Genomic DNA, 14421 nt, shown 5'->3' with positions numbered 1-14421 from the left:
GACGACCCGGCGCTTCACGGCGTGGCCGCTGTCCTGTTCGACGAGTTCCATGAACGCAGCCTGGACGCCGATCTCGGCCTGGCCCTGGCCCGCGACAGCCAGCAGCTGCTGCGCGAAGACCTGCGCCTGCTGGTGATGTCGGCGACCCTGGACGGGGCGGCGGTGGCCCGCCTGCTGGGCGGCGATGCACCGGTGATCGAAAGCCTCGGCCGGATGTTTCCCGTGGAGACCCGCTACCTCGGGCGCGACGACGCTATGCGCCTGGAGGATCGCGTCGCTCGCGCCGTGCGCCGCGCGCTCGCCGATGAACCGGGAAGCGTCCTCGCGTTCCTCCCCGGGCAAGGCGAAATCCGACGCACGGCGGAATTGCTGTCGCAGCTTCCTGCGGGCGTCACGCTGGCTCCGCTCTACGGCGCCCTCGACCCCAGCGATCAGGACCGCGCCATCGCACCGGCGCGGCCGGGAGAGCGCAAGGTGGTGCTCGCCACCTCCATCGCCGAGACCAGTCTGACCATCCAGGGGGTCCGCGTCGTCATCGACAGCGGCGTCGCGCGCGTGCCGCGGTTCGATCCGGCCAGCGGGCTGACGCGCCTCGCCACCGTCAGGGTCAGCCGCGCCGCAGCCGATCAGCGCCGGGGGCGCGCGGGGCGCACCGAACCCGGCGCGTGCTATCGGCTGTGGGACGAGGCCGAGACCCGCGCGCTGCCGGCCCAGGCCGATCCTGAAATCCTCGACGCGGATTTGAGCGGTCTGGCCCTCGATCTCGCCCGCTGGGGTGCGCGCGACGTTAGTGCGCTGGCCTTCCTCGATCCGCCGCCGCCCGGCGCTTTCAGCGAAGCCCGGAGCCTGCTGCGACGCCTGGAGGCGCTGGACGCCGACGGGGTGCTGACGCCGCATGGCCGGGCGCTCGCCGAGATCCCGCTGCCGCCCAGGCTCGCCCACATGCTGGTCAGAGCGGGGGAACGCGGGCAGGGCGCCCGCGCCGCGCGCATCGCCGCCATCGCCGTTGAGCGCAACCTCGGCGGTCGGGACGCTGACCTGCGTCACCGGCTGGAAGGCTTCGAGCGCGATCGCTCGCCTCGCGCGCGTGACGCCCGCGCATTGGCCGACCGTTGGACGCGTCTCGCGCCGTCCGGCGAGGGAGAGCCGTTGAGCGACGGCATGCTGCTGGCCCTGGCCTATCCGGAGCGGGTGGCGCACGCCCGAGGCCCGGCCGGCGAGTTCCAGCTGGTCAGCGGTCGGGGCGCCTACCTGGACGCCACTGACGCGCTCGCCCGCGCCCCGTGGCTGGCCGTCGCCGAACTGGGGGGAGGCGAGCGTCGCGACCGCATCCTGCTGGCGGCGCCGCTGGAAGAGGCGGAGCTGCTCGCGGTGTTCGATAACGCGCTGGAGACAGAGATGCGGCTCGACGACAGTGCGGGCGGCAAAGTGATCGCCAGGCGCCTGACCCGGTTGGGCCGCATCGTCGTCCGCGAAACCCTCGACCATGCGCCGGATCCCGGCCTCGTGGCCGAGGCGCTCCTCCAGCGGGTGCGGGACGATGGCGTCGACGCCCTGCCGTGGGGGATGGGCGCGCGTGACCTGAGGGCGCGCGCGGCGTTCCTGCGAACCCTCGCGCCGGGCGAATGGCCCGACCTCTCTGACGCCGCGCTGCTGGAGGACTTGGACGACTGGCTGGCGCCGTTGCTGACCGGCCTCCGGACATTGACGGCGTTGCGCGCTGACGCTCTGGACGCCGCCCTGCGCGCGCGGATCTCCGGGGACGTCCAGCGGCGGCTGGAGGAGGCCGCGCCTAGCCAATGGACCGCGCCCACCGGCACGCGCGTGGCGATCGACTATGCGGCGGACGGCGGTCCCCGCGTGGAGATTCGTGTGCAGGAACTGTTCGGCCTGGCGACCCATCCGGCGGTGGCGAATGGCGCTTGGCCGCTGACGCTGGCGCTGCTGTCGCCGGCGCGCCGGCCGATCCAGACGACGCGCGACCTGCCGGGCTTCTGGCGGGGCTCGTGGAAGGATGTGCGTAGCGAGATGCGCGGACGCTATCCCAAGCACCCCTGGCCCGAGGACCCGGCCGCCGCGCAGCCGACGACGCGCGCCAAGCCGCGCGGCTAGCGGCTCAGTGCAGGTATTCGGGCGCCGGCGCTTGCGGGAACCATCGCACGGCGTTGCGCGCCGCCTGTGGGTGCAGGGTGTCGATGGTCGACTGGCAGCGGTCGCAGATCAGGAAGGCGACGGGATCGTCTTCCGCCGAGCGCCCACCCAGGAACATCTCGCGGTAGGTCACCGATTTCGGCAGCGGGAACTGCTCGATGAGCGACGGCTGGTCGACCACGCAGGCGGCGCGCACCTGCGGCGCATCGACCAGGTGGACGTCGATCTCCGCACGCCGCATGGCCCGCTCGATCGGCTGCAGGTGGCGGCAGGTGACCACGGCGTCGGGGTCCATGTCGTAGGCGATCTCGGCGTCCGACCAGGTCCCGCCGGCCTCGATCAGGGCCGCGTACCTGCTGCGGATCGGATCTGCGGCCAGCAGGGCGATGCGCTGGCGGCGCTGCTCCTGCCAAGCTTCCTGGTCGCGCCGCATCTGCCGGCGATAACGATGCAGCCAGAACGGATTGAGCGGCGCCGCGCGTGGTGTCGCCTCGAACGGCCGCTTGATCACCACGAAGGCGATGATGGCGATCAGCAGGGCGATCGCCGGATAGAAGCCCTCGTCCAGGTAACCCGGCGGCGGCTGATGATTCAGCCGGAAGCCTGCGCCCAGAAGCACGATGAACCCCGAGCCGACCGCCGCCATGGCCACGGCCATGCCGACGACCTGCTTGCGGCGGTGGCGCAACACCGCGGGAACCATCGCCGCCGGGATGCCCGCCGTGGGAGAGCGTGGCGTGATCTCGCCCCCTGCGCCGGGTCGCAACAGCGCCCACAGGCCGAACCCGCCGAGCACGGTGCCTACGGGGATCACCAGCAGCAGCAGCCCGGACAACGCGATCAGAATGGTGCGGCCCCAGATCGACCCGCGCAGGGTCAACAGGCCGCCGAAGAACGCCGGCAGCAGGAACACCGTAGAGAGGGCCATGAACAGCGGGCCGATGTAGTAGAGCGCCGGTCCGCCCTGCGGGTCGGCCATCAACCCCAGGCAAATCCAGCCGCCGATGAGCAGCCCGAGCCCGCCGAGCGTCATATGGATCCAACCGAGAAGCCTGACCGTGACCGTTCCTCCCCAAGCGCGTCCGATTGAACTAGAGCCATCGGCAAGCTGGGCTGTCGAGAACAACCAGGACTGTGTGATGTCAAATCCCAGCGTGGCGCGCTTGGCGACAGCCGACCGCCTGGGCGGTTATTTCAGGCTGCAACGAGCACTACAGCGGCCCGGCGCCCTGATCACGCCGTCGCTGCGTAGACCATGACGCCGGTGGCCACCGAGAGGTTCAGGCTGTCGGCGCGGCCGCGCATGGGGATCTTGACGTTGACGTCGCAGGCTGCGGCCATCTGCGGCGGCAGGCCCTGCTGCTCATTGCCCATCAGCACCATCGTCGGCTTTACGTAAGGCGCGGCGCGGTAGTCGAGGGTGGCGCTGAGCAGGGCGCCGACCACCGACCCAGGCCAAGCCGCGCGCCAGTTGAGGAAGTCGGCCTCGTCCGCCTTGACGATCGGCACGGCGAAGATCGAGCCCATGGTGGCGCGCACCGCCTCCACCGAATAGGGGTCGCAGCATTCGCCGACCAGGATCACCCCGCCGCAACCGGCCGCATCCGCAGTGCGCAGGATGGTGCCGAGGTTACCGGGGTCGCGAACCCGGTGAAGGGCGATCCAGCAGTCGGCGCTGGCCGCAACGAGCGCCTCCAGCGCGGTGAAACTCTGGGCGAACACGCCGACAACGGCCTGGGGGTTATCGCGCCGTGAGATCTTGGCGAGGATGTCGCGGGTCACCTCGATCGCCTCCCCGCCGGCGTCAGCGGCGCTGCGAAGGGCGGCGCGCAACAGCGGGTGGTCGGCGGCTTCGCGACCGTAGAGCAGGATGCGTGGGGCGTGGCCCAGCTCGACGGCCTCAGTGACGATCTTCAGGCCCTCGGCGACGAACAGGCCGGTTTCCTCGCGGGCCTTGCGCAGATGCAGCGCGCGCACCGCCTTGACCGTCGGGTTGGTCAGCGAGGTGACGACGCGGCCGCTCACCGCGACCACCGGGCGTAGAAGGAGAGCCCGATCTGACGGGCGTCGCCCTCTTCGACCAGGGCGAGCTCACCCCACTCGATGCGCCCGCCGCGTCCCGCCATCCGCTCCGACAACAGCCCGGCCAGCGCCGCACCGCTGATCCGCGCGGCGTAGGCGTTGAGCACGATGAAGGCCGCATCCTCGGACAGCAGCTCGGCGCACAGTTTCGCCAGTCCGGGTAGGTCCTCAAATAGCCGCCAGACTTCGCCGCCGGGCCCGCGACCGTATTTGGGCGGGTCGAGGATGACGCCTTCGTAGCGTGACCCGCGCCGGGCCTCGCGCTGCACATACTTGCGCGCGTCCTCGCAGATCCAGCGGATCGGCGCCTGCGACAGGCCGGAGAGCTCCGCGTTCTCGCGCGCCCAGGCGATGGCCTTCTTCGAGGCGTCCACATGGGTGACGGATGCGCCTGCGGCCGCACAGACGAGACTGGCGACGCCGGTATAGCCGAACAGGTTCAGCACCCGAGGCGGCGTTGTTTGATTGCGGACGATGGCGTCGAGCCAGGCCCAGTTCGCCGCCTGCTCAGGGAAGAAGGCCAAGTGCCGGAAGGCGGTGAAGCGCGCGGCGAAGCGTACGTCGCCCCAGCCGAGGGTCCACTGGTCCGCCGGCTTGTCGCGGAAGCGCCAGCGGCCGGCGTCTTCCTCGTCGGTAGGTTCGAAAGCCGCATCGGCGCTTTCCCAGTCGACGGCCGGCAGGCGCGGCGACCACAGGCACTGGGGTTCGGGGCGCACGACCCGGTAGTGGCCGTAGCGCTCAAGCTTGCGGCCGTCGCCGCTGTCCAGCAGGGCGTAGTCCTCCCACGCCGTCGTGCGCATCACGTCCGGGGTCTGGGCGACGGAAGGGTCCATGGGCGGCGTTTACGCGCACCTCCGCCGCCGCGTCCAGCGCTAGCGCCGTGCGCGCTTCGCCGGCTTCTCGCCAAGTGGGTCGGAAATGCAGGCCGCGCGGACCCGATGGTTCAGCCTGGCGCGATTGTCGTCCTGCGCCGCGCTCATCGCGAGCGAGGTGGCGGTGCCGGCGAAGGGCGCGACCAGATTGCCCGCGACGCCGACTACGCCGCGGGTCAGCGCCCGGTCGTTGTAGACATAGACGCTCTTGCGAGCCTCGACGCAGGCGCGGCTCGTCCACCGGGGATCGGTGGTGTCGAGGTTCAACACAGTCTGCTTGGGCGAAGTGACGCAGCCGCCCAGCGATCCGGCGAACGCCAGGACGCTCAGCACCCGAAGTCTCATGGCTGGCTCCGGCTCAGGGCGTTGAAGCCACCACCTGCGGCGGCGCATAGCCGTAGCCGCCGCGCCGCAGATCGCTGGAGAGGGTGATCGGTGCGGTCCCGCCGTTCAGCTTGGCGCGGTAGACTTGCATGCCCTCCAGGACACGCATCACATAGTTTCGGGTCTCGGAGAACGGGATGCACTCGATGAAGTCGATCGGGTCCGTGGTCGCGCCGCGCGGATCGCCGCAGAAGCCGACCCATTGCGCCGGTCGGCCGGGGCCGGCGTTGTACGAGGCCACGCCCATCACATAGGACCCGGAGAAGGTGTCGATCACCTGGCGCAGGTAGGTCGAGCCCAGGCGCATGTTGTAGTCAGGGTCGTCGAGCATGCCGGGCTGGTAGCCGACGCCCATGTTGCGCGCGACGATCGAGGCGGTGGCCGGCATCAGCTGCATCATGCCGCGCGCGCCGACGCCGGAGCGAACCAAGGGGTCGAAGCCGCTTTCCTGGCGGGTGATGCCCAACACCAGCGCCGGTTCGGGTGCGCCCATCACCGAAGGCGGGGTCCGCAGCGGATATCCTCGTCCGGTCAGGATGAAGCCGCGCTGGGCGGCGGTCCGCACGACCTTCATCGAGGTGTCCTGGTCGCCGTAACCGCGCGCCAGATCGACCAGCAGCGCCTGCTCCTCCAGCGTCGGCAGGACGTCGTCGAGCGCCAGGACGAAGGCCTTGAACAGGTCGCGTTCGCCCATGTCGTAGAGCATCCGCGCGGCCTGCACCGAATCGCGCCCGTCGAAGCGGGCGCGATCTGCGGCGGAGATCTGCGGGTCTGGCGCAAGCGTCAGGCGGCCGTCGCCGACCTTCTCACCGGCGAGTTGGCCGTAGAAGGTGGTGTTGAAGCGGGCCGCCGCGCCATAGAACCCGTTCGCCGCGGCCTTGTCGCCCCGCGCCTCGGCAGCCCGGCCACGCCAGTAGAGCGCGCGGCCGCGGGTGATTGGCGAGGCGCCGATCTTCTCCAGCGCCGCGAAGTGGACATCGGCCTGGGCCGGGTTCTTCAGGCGGGTCAGCGCGATCCAGCCGGCGTAGAATTCCGCATCCGCCGCGTCGCCGCCGCTCTTCAGGCCGCTATTGGCGGCGGCTTGGTAGGCGGCGCGCGAATCACCGCTGCGCAGCGCCGCCAACACCAGCTGATAGCGTTCGTCCCAGATGCGGTCGGCCATCTCGGAACTGGAGACTTCCTTGGGGAAGCTGGGCGCCAGCCCCATCGCCATGTCGGTCATGCCGCGCCGGCGCAGATAGGCTGCGCGTTCGAAGGCGACGCCCGGACTGGCGTTAAGATCGCCCGGCAAGGCCTGGGCGAGGCCAGGGCCGCTCGGGCTATTGGCGCGGAGCGCGAGCCTGGCCTCAGCGGCGGCGCGCTGATCCGGCGCCAGCATGCCGATCATCATCCGCGAGGCCGGACCCTGAGAACTGTAGAGCAGCATGTCGGCGCGCTTGGCGTGGTCGTCGAGGGTCAGCGTGTCGCCAAAGCGCGCGATCATCGTCTGCTGCGGGCCGGCCTCGAAAACCTTCTCGCGCCAGAAACGGCGGATCAGGGCCTCAGCCTCGGGGAGCTTGCCCTGGACGCGATAGGCGCCGGCCAACGCCATCGCGCCCTCCGGCGTCTGCGGCTCGCCGCCGGCGAACCAGTCGATCACCTGTTGAGGTCCGAGGCCTGCGGTCTCGAGCTTGCGCTCGGCCAGCGCATTGCGGCGCGCGGCCCGTGGCCATCCGGCGAGGTCGCGCCGCGCCTGGTCGGCCTCGAAGAAACTCATGCCTTCGCCGGCCGCGTCGACGAACGCCCATGTGCCGATCTTTCGAGCCACCGGATCGCTGATCATCGGCAGGCTGTTGCGCGCGCCCGCCGCATCGCCGCGGCGCGACGCATCCAGCACCTGTCGCAGGGCCTGGGTGTCGGCGTCCGACAGGAATCGCCGCCCTGATATCGGCGGCGCCTGCATCATCACCGGCGCAGGCTGAGTCGCCATCGGATAGGCCGGCGTCTGATTCGCCGGCTGGGCGTTGGCGACGGCGCCCAACATCGTTACGGAAGCCGCTGTAAAAACAGCTCTGCGGGCCTTTGAGGGCAAGGGGTCTCTCCGGTCACGCGGACGAACACGGGCGTTGCGGGGCGAGCCCACGACGCCATAATGTCCGGCCAATTCTTGAAGCCGCAACAACGTGCGGCGCATTCACGGCATTTTGCAGACATGTCCGATCCGATGTTCAGGGGCGTCATCACGGCGCTGGTGACGCCGTTCCGCGATGGCGGGATCGACGAAGCCGCCTATGTCGCCCTGATCGAGCGTCAGATCGCGGCGGGCGTGCACGGGCTGGTGCCCGTCGGCACCACCGGCGAGACCTCGACGCTGAGCCATGAAGAGCACCGCCGCGCGGTGGAGCTCTGCGTGAAGACCGCGGCGGGTCGCGTACCGGTGATCGCCGGGGCGGGCGCAAACGCCACCGACGAGGCCATCGATCTGGTGCGTCACGCCAAGACCGTCGGCGCGGACGCCGCCCTGGTGGTGACCCCCTATTACAACCGTCCCAGCCAGGACGGGCTCTACGCCCACTACGAGGCGATCAACGCCGCGGTGCAGCTGCCGGTGGTGATCTACAACGTACCTGGCCGCACCAGCGTCGACATCTCCAACGAGACCCTGGCGCGGCTGTCGAAGCTGCCGAACATCGCCGGCGTCAAGGACGCAACCGGCGACGTCACCCGGCCGAGCTTCCAGCGGCTGAAGTGCGGCGAGGACTGGCTGCTGCTGACCGGCGACGATCCCACGGCGCTAGGCTACATGGCGCACGGCGGCCATGGCTGCATCTCGGTGACCTCCAACGTCGCGCCCGAGCAGTGCGCGGCGTTCTACAACGCGGTCATGGCGGGCGATTGGAAGACCGGCCTTTACTGGCAGGACCGGCTGGTGCGTCTGCACCGCGCTTTGTTCGCCGACGCCTCGCCGTCGCCGACCAAGTTCGCCATGGCCCACCTGGGGCTGTGCGCCGAGGATGCACGCCTGCCGATCGTCCGCTGCTCGGAAGCCGCTCGCACCGAGGTGCTGGGCGCCATGCGCGATGCGGGCGTCATCTAGGATGGCGTGCTGACATGACCGGCAAGCTGATCGCGGAGAACCGCCGCGCGCGCTTCGACTACTTCCTGGAAGAGACCTTCGAGGCCGGGCTGATGCTCACCGGCACCGAGGTGAAATCCCTGCGCAACGGGCGCGCCAACATCGCCGAATCCTACGCCGCCGTCGAAGGTCGCGAGGTGGTGCTGATCAACGCCGACATCCCGCCCTACAACCAGGCCAACCGCTTCAACCACGAGCCGCGCCGGCCGCGGAAGCTGCTGTTGCATCGCAAGCAGCTCGACAAGCTTATCGGCGCCGTGCAGCGCGAAGGCCGCACGATCATCCCGACCAAGCTCTATTGGAACGAGAAGGGGCTGGCGAAGCTGGAGCTCTCGCTGGCCAAGGGCAAGAAGGCCCACGACAAGCGCGAGGCGACCGCCGAACGCGACTGGCAGCGCGACAAGGCCCGGCTGATGCGCGACCGCGGATGATCGCGGATGCCGACGTCGCCGCTATCGAGCGCGCGACGCTGGCGGCGGTCGGCGTCACCGACCCGGTCGAGATCGACGGCTGGCTGGTCGCGCGCAATCCAGGCCCGATCCGCCGCGCAGCCAGCGCCGCGCCGCTGAGCCACGCCGCAAGCCTCACCGACGAGACTCTGGCGCGGATCGAGGCGCTCTACGACGAGCGCGCCTTGCCGGCGGCGTTTCGACTTGGCGATAGCGTGGGACTGGGGGCCGCGCGGGCCACGCTTGCGGCGGCAGGCTATCGTGACGAGCAGCCGACCTTGGTGATGGTGGGGGAGGCGGCCGGGCTCGCAGGGCTATCCAAGCAGTCCGCCGAAACGATCGACAAGCCGGACGATGGCTGGCGTTCGGTCTTCCTCGGCGAAGGGTTCGATCCCGCCGAGGGCGTGCATAGGGCGGCTGTGCTGGCCAGGGCGAAGGACGCGGTGTTCGCACGGGTCCAGGAGGGCGGCTCGACGCTCGCTGTCGGAGTGGCGAGCCTCAGTGAGGGGTGGGCCAGCGTGCACGGCATGCGCACGGCGCTCCAGCATCGTGGTCGCGGACTGGCCGGCGGCGTCCTGTCGGCGCTCGGAGAGGCCATTGCGTCGCGCGACGTCCCACGGGTGTTTCTGCAGGTGGAGGAAGCGAACGCTCCGGCTCGCGCGCTCTACGCCCGCGCTGGTTTCGTGACGGGATGGCGTTACCGATACTGGATAAACTCCTGAAATATTAGCCGCTTGTGGCGGGTTTCGCGTACTCTGCATAAAATCGCCCGCCCAGGCTGTAGGCGACGACGCCAGCGTGGAACACCGCCCGTGTGAGGTTCTGGATCGCCCGCGTTGGCATCGGCGCGCAGGCGACGGCGCCTAGCAGGCTGTAGCCGGACTTAGCCGCCGCCAGCAGGGCGACCTTGCCGATTTGACCGGGCCGGGACGTGCGGATCAGGTGTGCGTGGGTCTGACCGGCGCGGTACTTGCGTTTGAGGATCCAACCCAGACTCGCGCGGGCAGGCGACACGGGCTCGAAGACCAGCGCGTCCGGGGCGAAGGCGAACGTCGCGCCGCCGAGCATCAGGGCATGGAAGAACAGGGTGTCCTCGCCGCCCACCAGTCCCAGGGCCGGATCGAACCGTAACGCGCCCACCACGGCGCTGCGCACGAGCACGTTGGAGGTGTAGCCCGAGATCACCGTACGTTCCCGCGCCAGGGTGTTGGTGTGGTAGTCGCCGCGGACCATCCAGCCCGGAGCGTCAATGGCGTAGAGCGCCTGAGCGACGCCGAAAACGATGTCGACGCCGTCGCGTGCGGCCCAGAGCTTGGCGATCCAATCGGGCGCAGCCGTCTCGTCGTCGTCAATGAAGGCGAACCAATCGGCGGTGACCGCGTCCAGACAGGCGTTGCGGGCCGTGGAGATGTTGCGGGCCGGGGCGTGGACGTAGTCCACCATCAATTCCAGCGCATCCGCGGCGGCCTGCACCCGCGCGCGGGCCGAGGGGGCATCGTCGTTGTCGGCGACCACCACCCGCAGGGAGAACCCCTCGGGCAGGACCTGAGCTGCGATCGAGTGCAACGTCGCCTCCACCGAAGCCCGGCGGAAGGTGCACACGCAGACGTCCAGCGTCTGGACAGCGGGAGGTTCAGTCCAGCTCACGCGGGCTCCATCGGCAGGCGTGTGCGTATGAGCTGCGAAAAGTCCTCAGGCGTATCGCCGAGCAGCAGGATCGCCAGACCGCGCGCCGCGAGGTTTGCGCGTTCGCCAAGCGACAAGCCCGCCTTCGCGGGCCAGGGCAGCAGCGACTTCGCCAGGTCTCGCTGACGCTCGATGAGGTCGACGTTGAAGAGGGTTGAGGCCACGAGGTCGTAGCGATCGTCGCGGCGCAGCTCGCTGGCGATCAGGCGGCGCAAGGCGATCTGCGCCTTCTTCAGCCGGAGTTCGCGCTTCCAGAAGCCGGAACCGCCGCCTGAATGGCGCTGGGTGTCGCCGGCGTTGTCGGTCCAGATCGCCAGAGGGGTGCGGGCTACGAACACATCGTCACGAACCAGCGCGGCGCGCAGATGTTCCTGCAGCACGGCGTCGCACCCAGGCGCCCGCACTTCGAAGTCGGTCTCAGCTTCTCGCGACCAGAACAACCCGCCGTTCGAGACGCCGAGCGAGAACAGCGCCGACACCCTGAATTCCTGGGGGGCGTAGACCCGCTCGTGGAACCGCCCCTCCAGGATCGTCGGGAGTTTCTCGACGCTCTCGATATCCAAATCTGCCGTCGCGACGTGTTGGTTGCGCAGCACGATCGGCGCGCCGTGGGCACGGACCGCGGCTATGTTCTCTTCGATGAATGTCGGCAGCACCAGGTTGTCGTCTTCTAGCACGAAGGCGAAGTCGGCATCGTCCACCTGGGCGAAGCACTGGTCGATGTTGCCGGCTGCGAACCGGCGCGGCTGATTGAAGCTGTGCAGGATGCGCGCGTCGCTCAAGCGCCGGCAGACCTGCAGGCTGGCGTCATCGGGTGAGTCGTCGAACACCCGGCATCGCCAGTTTGGATCGCTCTGCGCCTGGAGTGAGCGCAGCGCGCGCTCCAGCAGCGCCGGGCGGGCGTAGGTCGGCACCCGCACCTCGGTCAGCGCAGCGTTCAAGTCGATGCGTCCAGGAGTGCGCGCGCCCGGCGGAACACGTCCTCGAACATCGCCGGCGTCAGACGCCCGGTGTTCGTATTGAGCCGCGAGCAATGGTAGCTGTTGATCAGGTGCACGCCGCCAGCGTCGAATTCCGCGCCGTGGCCGCTGGGCGCCGCGGCCGCCTTGAAGCCCAGTGCGCGCAGCACATTGCGCCGCGAGACGTCGCCAAGCGTGACGATCACCCGCAGCTTCGGCAGATCGCCCAGGCGCGCGGTGAGAAATCCGCGGCAAGTGGCCTCTTCGCTGGTCTCCGGCTTGTTGCCGGGCGGGGCGCAGCGCACGGCGTTGGTGATCATGCAGTCGACCAGTTCCAGGCCGTCATCGGGACGCGCCAGATAGCGCCCGCGGGCGAAGCCGGTCTTCAGCAGAGTGTCGTAGAGCAGCACGCCGGCGAAATCGCCGGTGAACGGGCGACCTGTGCGGTTGGCGCCGCTTCTTCCCGGCGCCAGTCCCACCACCGCCAGGCGCGCCAGCGGGTCGCCGAAAGAGGGCGCCGGCCCGTTGAACCAGTCTGGATGCTGAGCGCGGTTGGTTTCCCGATAGGCCACCAGTCGCGGGCAGAGGGGGCAGTCGCGCGGCGGTTCGGGCGCCAGGGCGATCACGGGCGCGGCGGTCACGGCGACGGCTCAGGCGTCGCCGTCGGACGTGGAGCCCACTGATGCGAAGCTGTCCGACGGCACACGTTCCTGGATGTAGCGAGGCAGGCGGGCAGGGCGGCCGATGATGTCGGCGAGGTCGGCCAGGTCGACGAACACGTCGGCCTGCCTCCGCAGATCGTCGGAGACCATCTGAGGCTGCGACTTGACGGTGGAGACCACGGTGACGCGGACGCCCTTGCGCTGGACGGCCGCCACCAGGCTGCGGAAGTCGCCGTCGCCCGAGAACAGCACCAGATGCTCGGCGTGGGCGGCCATCTCCATCATGTCGACGGCGATCTCCACGTCCATGTCGCCGCGCCAGCGTTTGCGGCCCTGCGAATCGGTGAATTCCCGCGCCGGCTTGGTCACCAGCTGGAAGCCATTGTAGTCGAGCCAATCGACCAGCGGGCGGATCGGGGAATAGTCCTGATCCTCGGCGACCGCGGTGTAGTAGTAGGCGCGGATCAAGTGGCCGCGCTTGCGGAACTCGTCCAACAGCTTGCGGTAGTCGATGTCGAAGCCCAGGCCCTTGGTGGCGGTGTACAGATTCGCCCCGTCGATGAACAACGCCAGCCGCTCGTTCGGATAGAAGGTCATGAGAATAGTCGGTCCTTTGAGGGCGGCGCGAACATGAGGGCTCGGATATGAACCTGGATGCGGCGGTCATCGTCGCCGCGGGAAGCAATCTGGCCGGCGATTATCCGTCGTGCGAAGCGCTGCTGGAGGCGGCGGTGGCCTATATGGGCGAGGCGGGACTTCGGATCGTGCGCCGATCGGCGTGGTGGCGCTCGGCCGCTTGGCCCGCGGTGAATATGGCGCCTGAATATCGCAACGGCGTCCTGCTTGTCGAGCCGACGTTGGATGCACACGCCACCCTGTCGAAATTGCTTGAAATCGAGCGCCGTTTCGGACGGCGACGGGGCGAGGCGAATGCGGCGCGCACCCTCGATCTCGATCTGATCGCCTTCGGACGCGAAGTCATCGATGTCCCTGGCTTACAGCTTCCCCATCCGCGCGCCCACGAGCGGCTTTTCGTCATGGGCCCGTTGGCGCAGATCGCGCCGGGGTGGCGACATCCGGTGTCCGGGGCCATGGCCGCGACGCTCGCGCACTTGGCGAGCGTCGGGCGGGACGCAGCGCCGGCTTGAGCCGGCTGCGGCGTTGCACAATCGCCCGCAAACCTCTATTTTAGCCGGTTCTATCCCCCAGCCGAGGACTCCATGGCCCGCGTCACCGTCGAAGACTGCATCGAGAAAGTCCCCAACCGCTTCAACCTCGTGCTGCTGGCCGCCCATCGTGCGCGCGCCATCTCCGCCGGGGCGCAACTGCTGGTCGACCGTGACAACGACAAGAACCCCGTGGTGTCCCTGCGCGAGATCGCCGACGACGTGGTCGACGCCGAGGAACTGCGCGAGAGCCTGATCGGCACCCTGCAGCGCGTCGACGAGCGCTCGGAAGCCGAGGAAGAAGCCGAGACCCTGGCCCTGCTGGCCGATCCCACGCACATGCAGATGAGCGAGCTGGAACTGGTCCGCGCGCTGCAGAGCGACCGCGATGGCGGTCAGGAGGAGCGGTACTGAGCCCCGAAGGCGCAGACCCTCTTTCCGTCGAGGCGGGGCCTCGCGTTCTAGCCCCGCCGCCTCCGCTTGCGCCTGCAAAGGCGCGCAAGCCCAGGCTGCTTCGCCAATATGAGCTGATCGAGAAGGTCCGCTCCTACGACCCCACCGCCGACGAGGCGTTGCTGAACCGCGCCTACGTCTATGCGATGCGCATGCATGGCGCCCAGAAGCGGGCGTCCGGCGATCCCTACTTCGCCCACCCTATCGAGGTGGCGGGCATCCTCACCGACTACCGGCTCGACACCGCCTCCATCGTCACAGCGCTGCTGCATGACGTGATCGAGGACACGCCGGTCACCCGCGAGCAGATCGAGACTCTGTTCGGCGACGAGGTGGCCGAGCTGGTCGAGGGGGTCACCAAGCTTTCCAAGCTGCAACTCACAGCCGAGCACACGCGCCAGGCCGAGAACCTGCGCAAATTCATTCTCGCCATCTCCAAGGA

The 14421-nt window shown here is 69.3% G+C and carries 16 protein-coding genes; 7 read left to right on the top strand and 9 right to left on the bottom strand.

Going from position 1 to position 14421, the window contains the following annotated elements:
• A partial coding sequence (hrpB, locus tag Q8R27_RS13560; protein WP_305699517.1) for an ATP-dependent helicase HrpB occupies window positions 1-2112 on the top strand: 2112 nt, incomplete at its 5' end.
• 4 nt (window positions 2113-2116) lie between these two features.
• Here the strand turns inward: hrpB and Q8R27_RS13555 are convergent.
• From Q8R27_RS13555 to Q8R27_RS13535, 5 genes are all read right to left on the bottom strand, one after another.
• Window positions 2117-3184: a hypothetical protein gene (locus Q8R27_RS13555; RefSeq protein ID WP_305699516.1), complete on the bottom strand. Its 1068-nt coding sequence runs from the start codon at window positions 3182-3184 to the stop codon at window positions 2117-2119.
• Window positions 3185-3384: 200 nt separating this feature from the next.
• Window positions 3385-4176, bottom strand: a complete 792-nt coding sequence (locus Q8R27_RS13550) for an RNA methyltransferase (protein ID WP_305699515.1) — start codon at window positions 4174-4176, stop codon at window positions 3385-3387.
• Window positions 4173-5066, bottom strand: a complete 894-nt coding sequence (locus Q8R27_RS13545; RefSeq protein ID WP_305699514.1) for a class I SAM-dependent methyltransferase — start codon at window positions 5064-5066, stop codon at window positions 4173-4175. The genes Q8R27_RS13550 and Q8R27_RS13545 overlap by 4 nt, the downstream gene beginning before the upstream one ends.
• A gap of 39 nt (window positions 5067-5105) precedes the next feature.
• The gene (locus Q8R27_RS13540; protein WP_305699513.1) at window positions 5106-5450 is read right to left on the bottom strand and encodes a hypothetical protein; all 345 of its coding nucleotides are present in this window, start codon (window positions 5448-5450) and stop codon (window positions 5106-5108) included.
• 13 nt (window positions 5451-5463) lie between these two features.
• Window positions 5464-7512 (bottom strand): lytic transglycosylase domain-containing protein, encoded by a 2049-nt coding sequence (locus tag Q8R27_RS13535; RefSeq protein ID WP_305699512.1) that lies wholly within the window; start codon window positions 7510-7512, stop codon window positions 5464-5466.
• Between the two features lie 168 nt (window positions 7513-7680).
• Here Q8R27_RS13535 and dapA point away from each other — a divergent pair, with 168 nt between their 5' ends.
• The 3 genes from dapA to Q8R27_RS13520 are packed head-to-tail and all read left to right on the top strand — an operon-like array spanning window position 7681 to window position 9775.
• Window positions 7681-8565 carry a 4-hydroxy-tetrahydrodipicolinate synthase gene (gene dapA / locus Q8R27_RS13530; RefSeq protein ID WP_305699511.1) on the top strand — a complete coding sequence of 295 codons (885 nt, stop codon included), beginning with the start codon at window positions 7681-7683 and terminating at the stop codon, window positions 8563-8565.
• 14 nt (window positions 8566-8579) lie between these two features.
• Complete coding sequence (gene smpB, locus Q8R27_RS13525) at window positions 8580-9035, top strand: SsrA-binding protein SmpB (RefSeq protein WP_305596979.1); 456 nt, start codon at window positions 8580-8582, stop codon at window positions 9033-9035.
• Window positions 9032-9775, top strand: a complete 744-nt coding sequence (locus Q8R27_RS13520) for a GNAT family N-acetyltransferase (RefSeq protein WP_305699510.1) — start codon at window positions 9032-9034, stop codon at window positions 9773-9775. The genes smpB and Q8R27_RS13520 overlap by 4 nt, the downstream gene beginning before the upstream one ends.
• 4 nt (window positions 9776-9779) lie before the next feature.
• Here Q8R27_RS13520 and Q8R27_RS13515 read toward each other — a convergent pair whose 3' ends face one another.
• From Q8R27_RS13515 to Q8R27_RS13500, 4 genes are read right to left on the bottom strand one after another with little or no spacing between them, the layout of a single operon-like run.
• Window positions 9780-10700 (bottom strand): glycosyltransferase family 2 protein, encoded by a 921-nt coding sequence (locus tag Q8R27_RS13515; protein ID WP_305699509.1) that lies wholly within the window; start codon window positions 10698-10700, stop codon window positions 9780-9782.
• Window positions 10697-11680, bottom strand: a complete 984-nt coding sequence (locus tag Q8R27_RS13510) for a glycosyltransferase family A protein (RefSeq protein WP_305699508.1) — start codon at window positions 11678-11680, stop codon at window positions 10697-10699. Before Q8R27_RS13510 ends, Q8R27_RS13515 begins: the two co-directional genes overlap by 4 nt.
• Window positions 11677-12339 carry a uracil-DNA glycosylase gene (locus tag Q8R27_RS13505; protein ID WP_305699507.1) on the bottom strand — a complete coding sequence of 221 codons (663 nt, stop codon included), beginning with the start codon at window positions 12337-12339 and terminating at the stop codon, window positions 11677-11679. Before Q8R27_RS13505 ends, Q8R27_RS13510 begins: the two co-directional genes overlap by 4 nt.
• Before the next feature lie 9 nt (window positions 12340-12348).
• A complete protein-coding gene (locus Q8R27_RS13500) occupies window positions 12349-12957 on the bottom strand; it encodes an NYN domain-containing protein (protein ID WP_305699506.1) in 609 nt (202 codons plus the stop codon).
• A 47-nt stretch (window positions 12958-13004) separates the two neighbouring features.
• On the opposite strand from Q8R27_RS13500, the gene folK reads away from it, so the two are divergent.
• From folK to Q8R27_RS13485, 3 genes are all read left to right on the top strand, one after another.
• Entirely contained in the window at window positions 13005-13508 is a 504-nt protein-coding gene (gene folK / locus Q8R27_RS13495; RefSeq protein WP_305699505.1) for a 2-amino-4-hydroxy-6-hydroxymethyldihydropteridine diphosphokinase, read from the top strand.
• Window positions 13509-13580: 72 nt separating this feature from the next.
• Window positions 13581-13940: a DNA-directed RNA polymerase subunit omega gene (gene rpoZ / locus Q8R27_RS13490; RefSeq protein ID WP_305699504.1), complete on the top strand. Its 360-nt coding sequence runs from the start codon at window positions 13581-13583 to the stop codon at window positions 13938-13940.
• 95 nt (window positions 13941-14035) lie between these two features.
• On the top strand, window positions 14036-14421 hold a 386-nt coding region (locus Q8R27_RS13485), incomplete at its 3' end, for an HD domain-containing protein (RefSeq protein WP_305699518.1).

The organism is Phenylobacterium sp. (assembly GCF_030697305.1).
Taxonomy (GTDB): Bacteria; Pseudomonadota; Alphaproteobacteria; order Caulobacterales; family Caulobacteraceae; genus Phenylobacterium.
The sequence above is the reverse complement of the archived record's forward strand: the minus strand, read 5'-3'. Positions and strand labels throughout refer to the sequence as shown.

Excerpts from the sequence above, each read along its gene's own strand:
- Q8R27_RS13535 (WP_305699512.1), bottom strand. The coding sequence starts at position 7,512 with ATGTTGGGCGCCGTCGCCAACGCCCAGCCGGCGAATCAGACGCCGGCC.
- Q8R27_RS13520 (WP_305699510.1), top strand. The coding sequence starts at position 9,032 with ATGATCGCGGATGCCGACGTCGCCGCTATCGAGCGCGCGACGCTGGCG.
- rpoZ (WP_305699504.1), top strand. The coding sequence starts at position 13,581 with ATGGCCCGCGTCACCGTCGAAGACTGCATCGAGAAAGTCCCCAACCGC.
- folK (WP_305699505.1), top strand. The coding sequence starts at position 13,005 with ATGAACCTGGATGCGGCGGTCATCGTCGCCGCGGGAAGCAATCTGGCC.
- Q8R27_RS13555 (WP_305699516.1), bottom strand. The coding sequence starts at position 3,184 with ATGACGCTCGGCGGGCTCGGGCTGCTCATCGGCGGCTGGATTTGCCTG.
- Q8R27_RS13500 (WP_305699506.1), bottom strand. The coding sequence starts at position 12,957 with ATGACCTTCTATCCGAACGAGCGGCTGGCGTTGTTCATCGACGGGGCG.
- smpB (WP_305596979.1), top strand. The coding sequence starts at position 8,580 with ATGACCGGCAAGCTGATCGCGGAGAACCGCCGCGCGCGCTTCGACTAC.
- Q8R27_RS13540 (WP_305699513.1), bottom strand. The coding sequence starts at position 5,450 with ATGAGACTTCGGGTGCTGAGCGTCCTGGCGTTCGCCGGATCGCTGGGC.
- Q8R27_RS13545 (WP_305699514.1), bottom strand. The coding sequence starts at position 5,066 with ATGGACCCTTCCGTCGCCCAGACCCCGGACGTGATGCGCACGACGGCG.
- dapA (WP_305699511.1), top strand. The coding sequence starts at position 7,681 with ATGTCCGATCCGATGTTCAGGGGCGTCATCACGGCGCTGGTGACGCCG.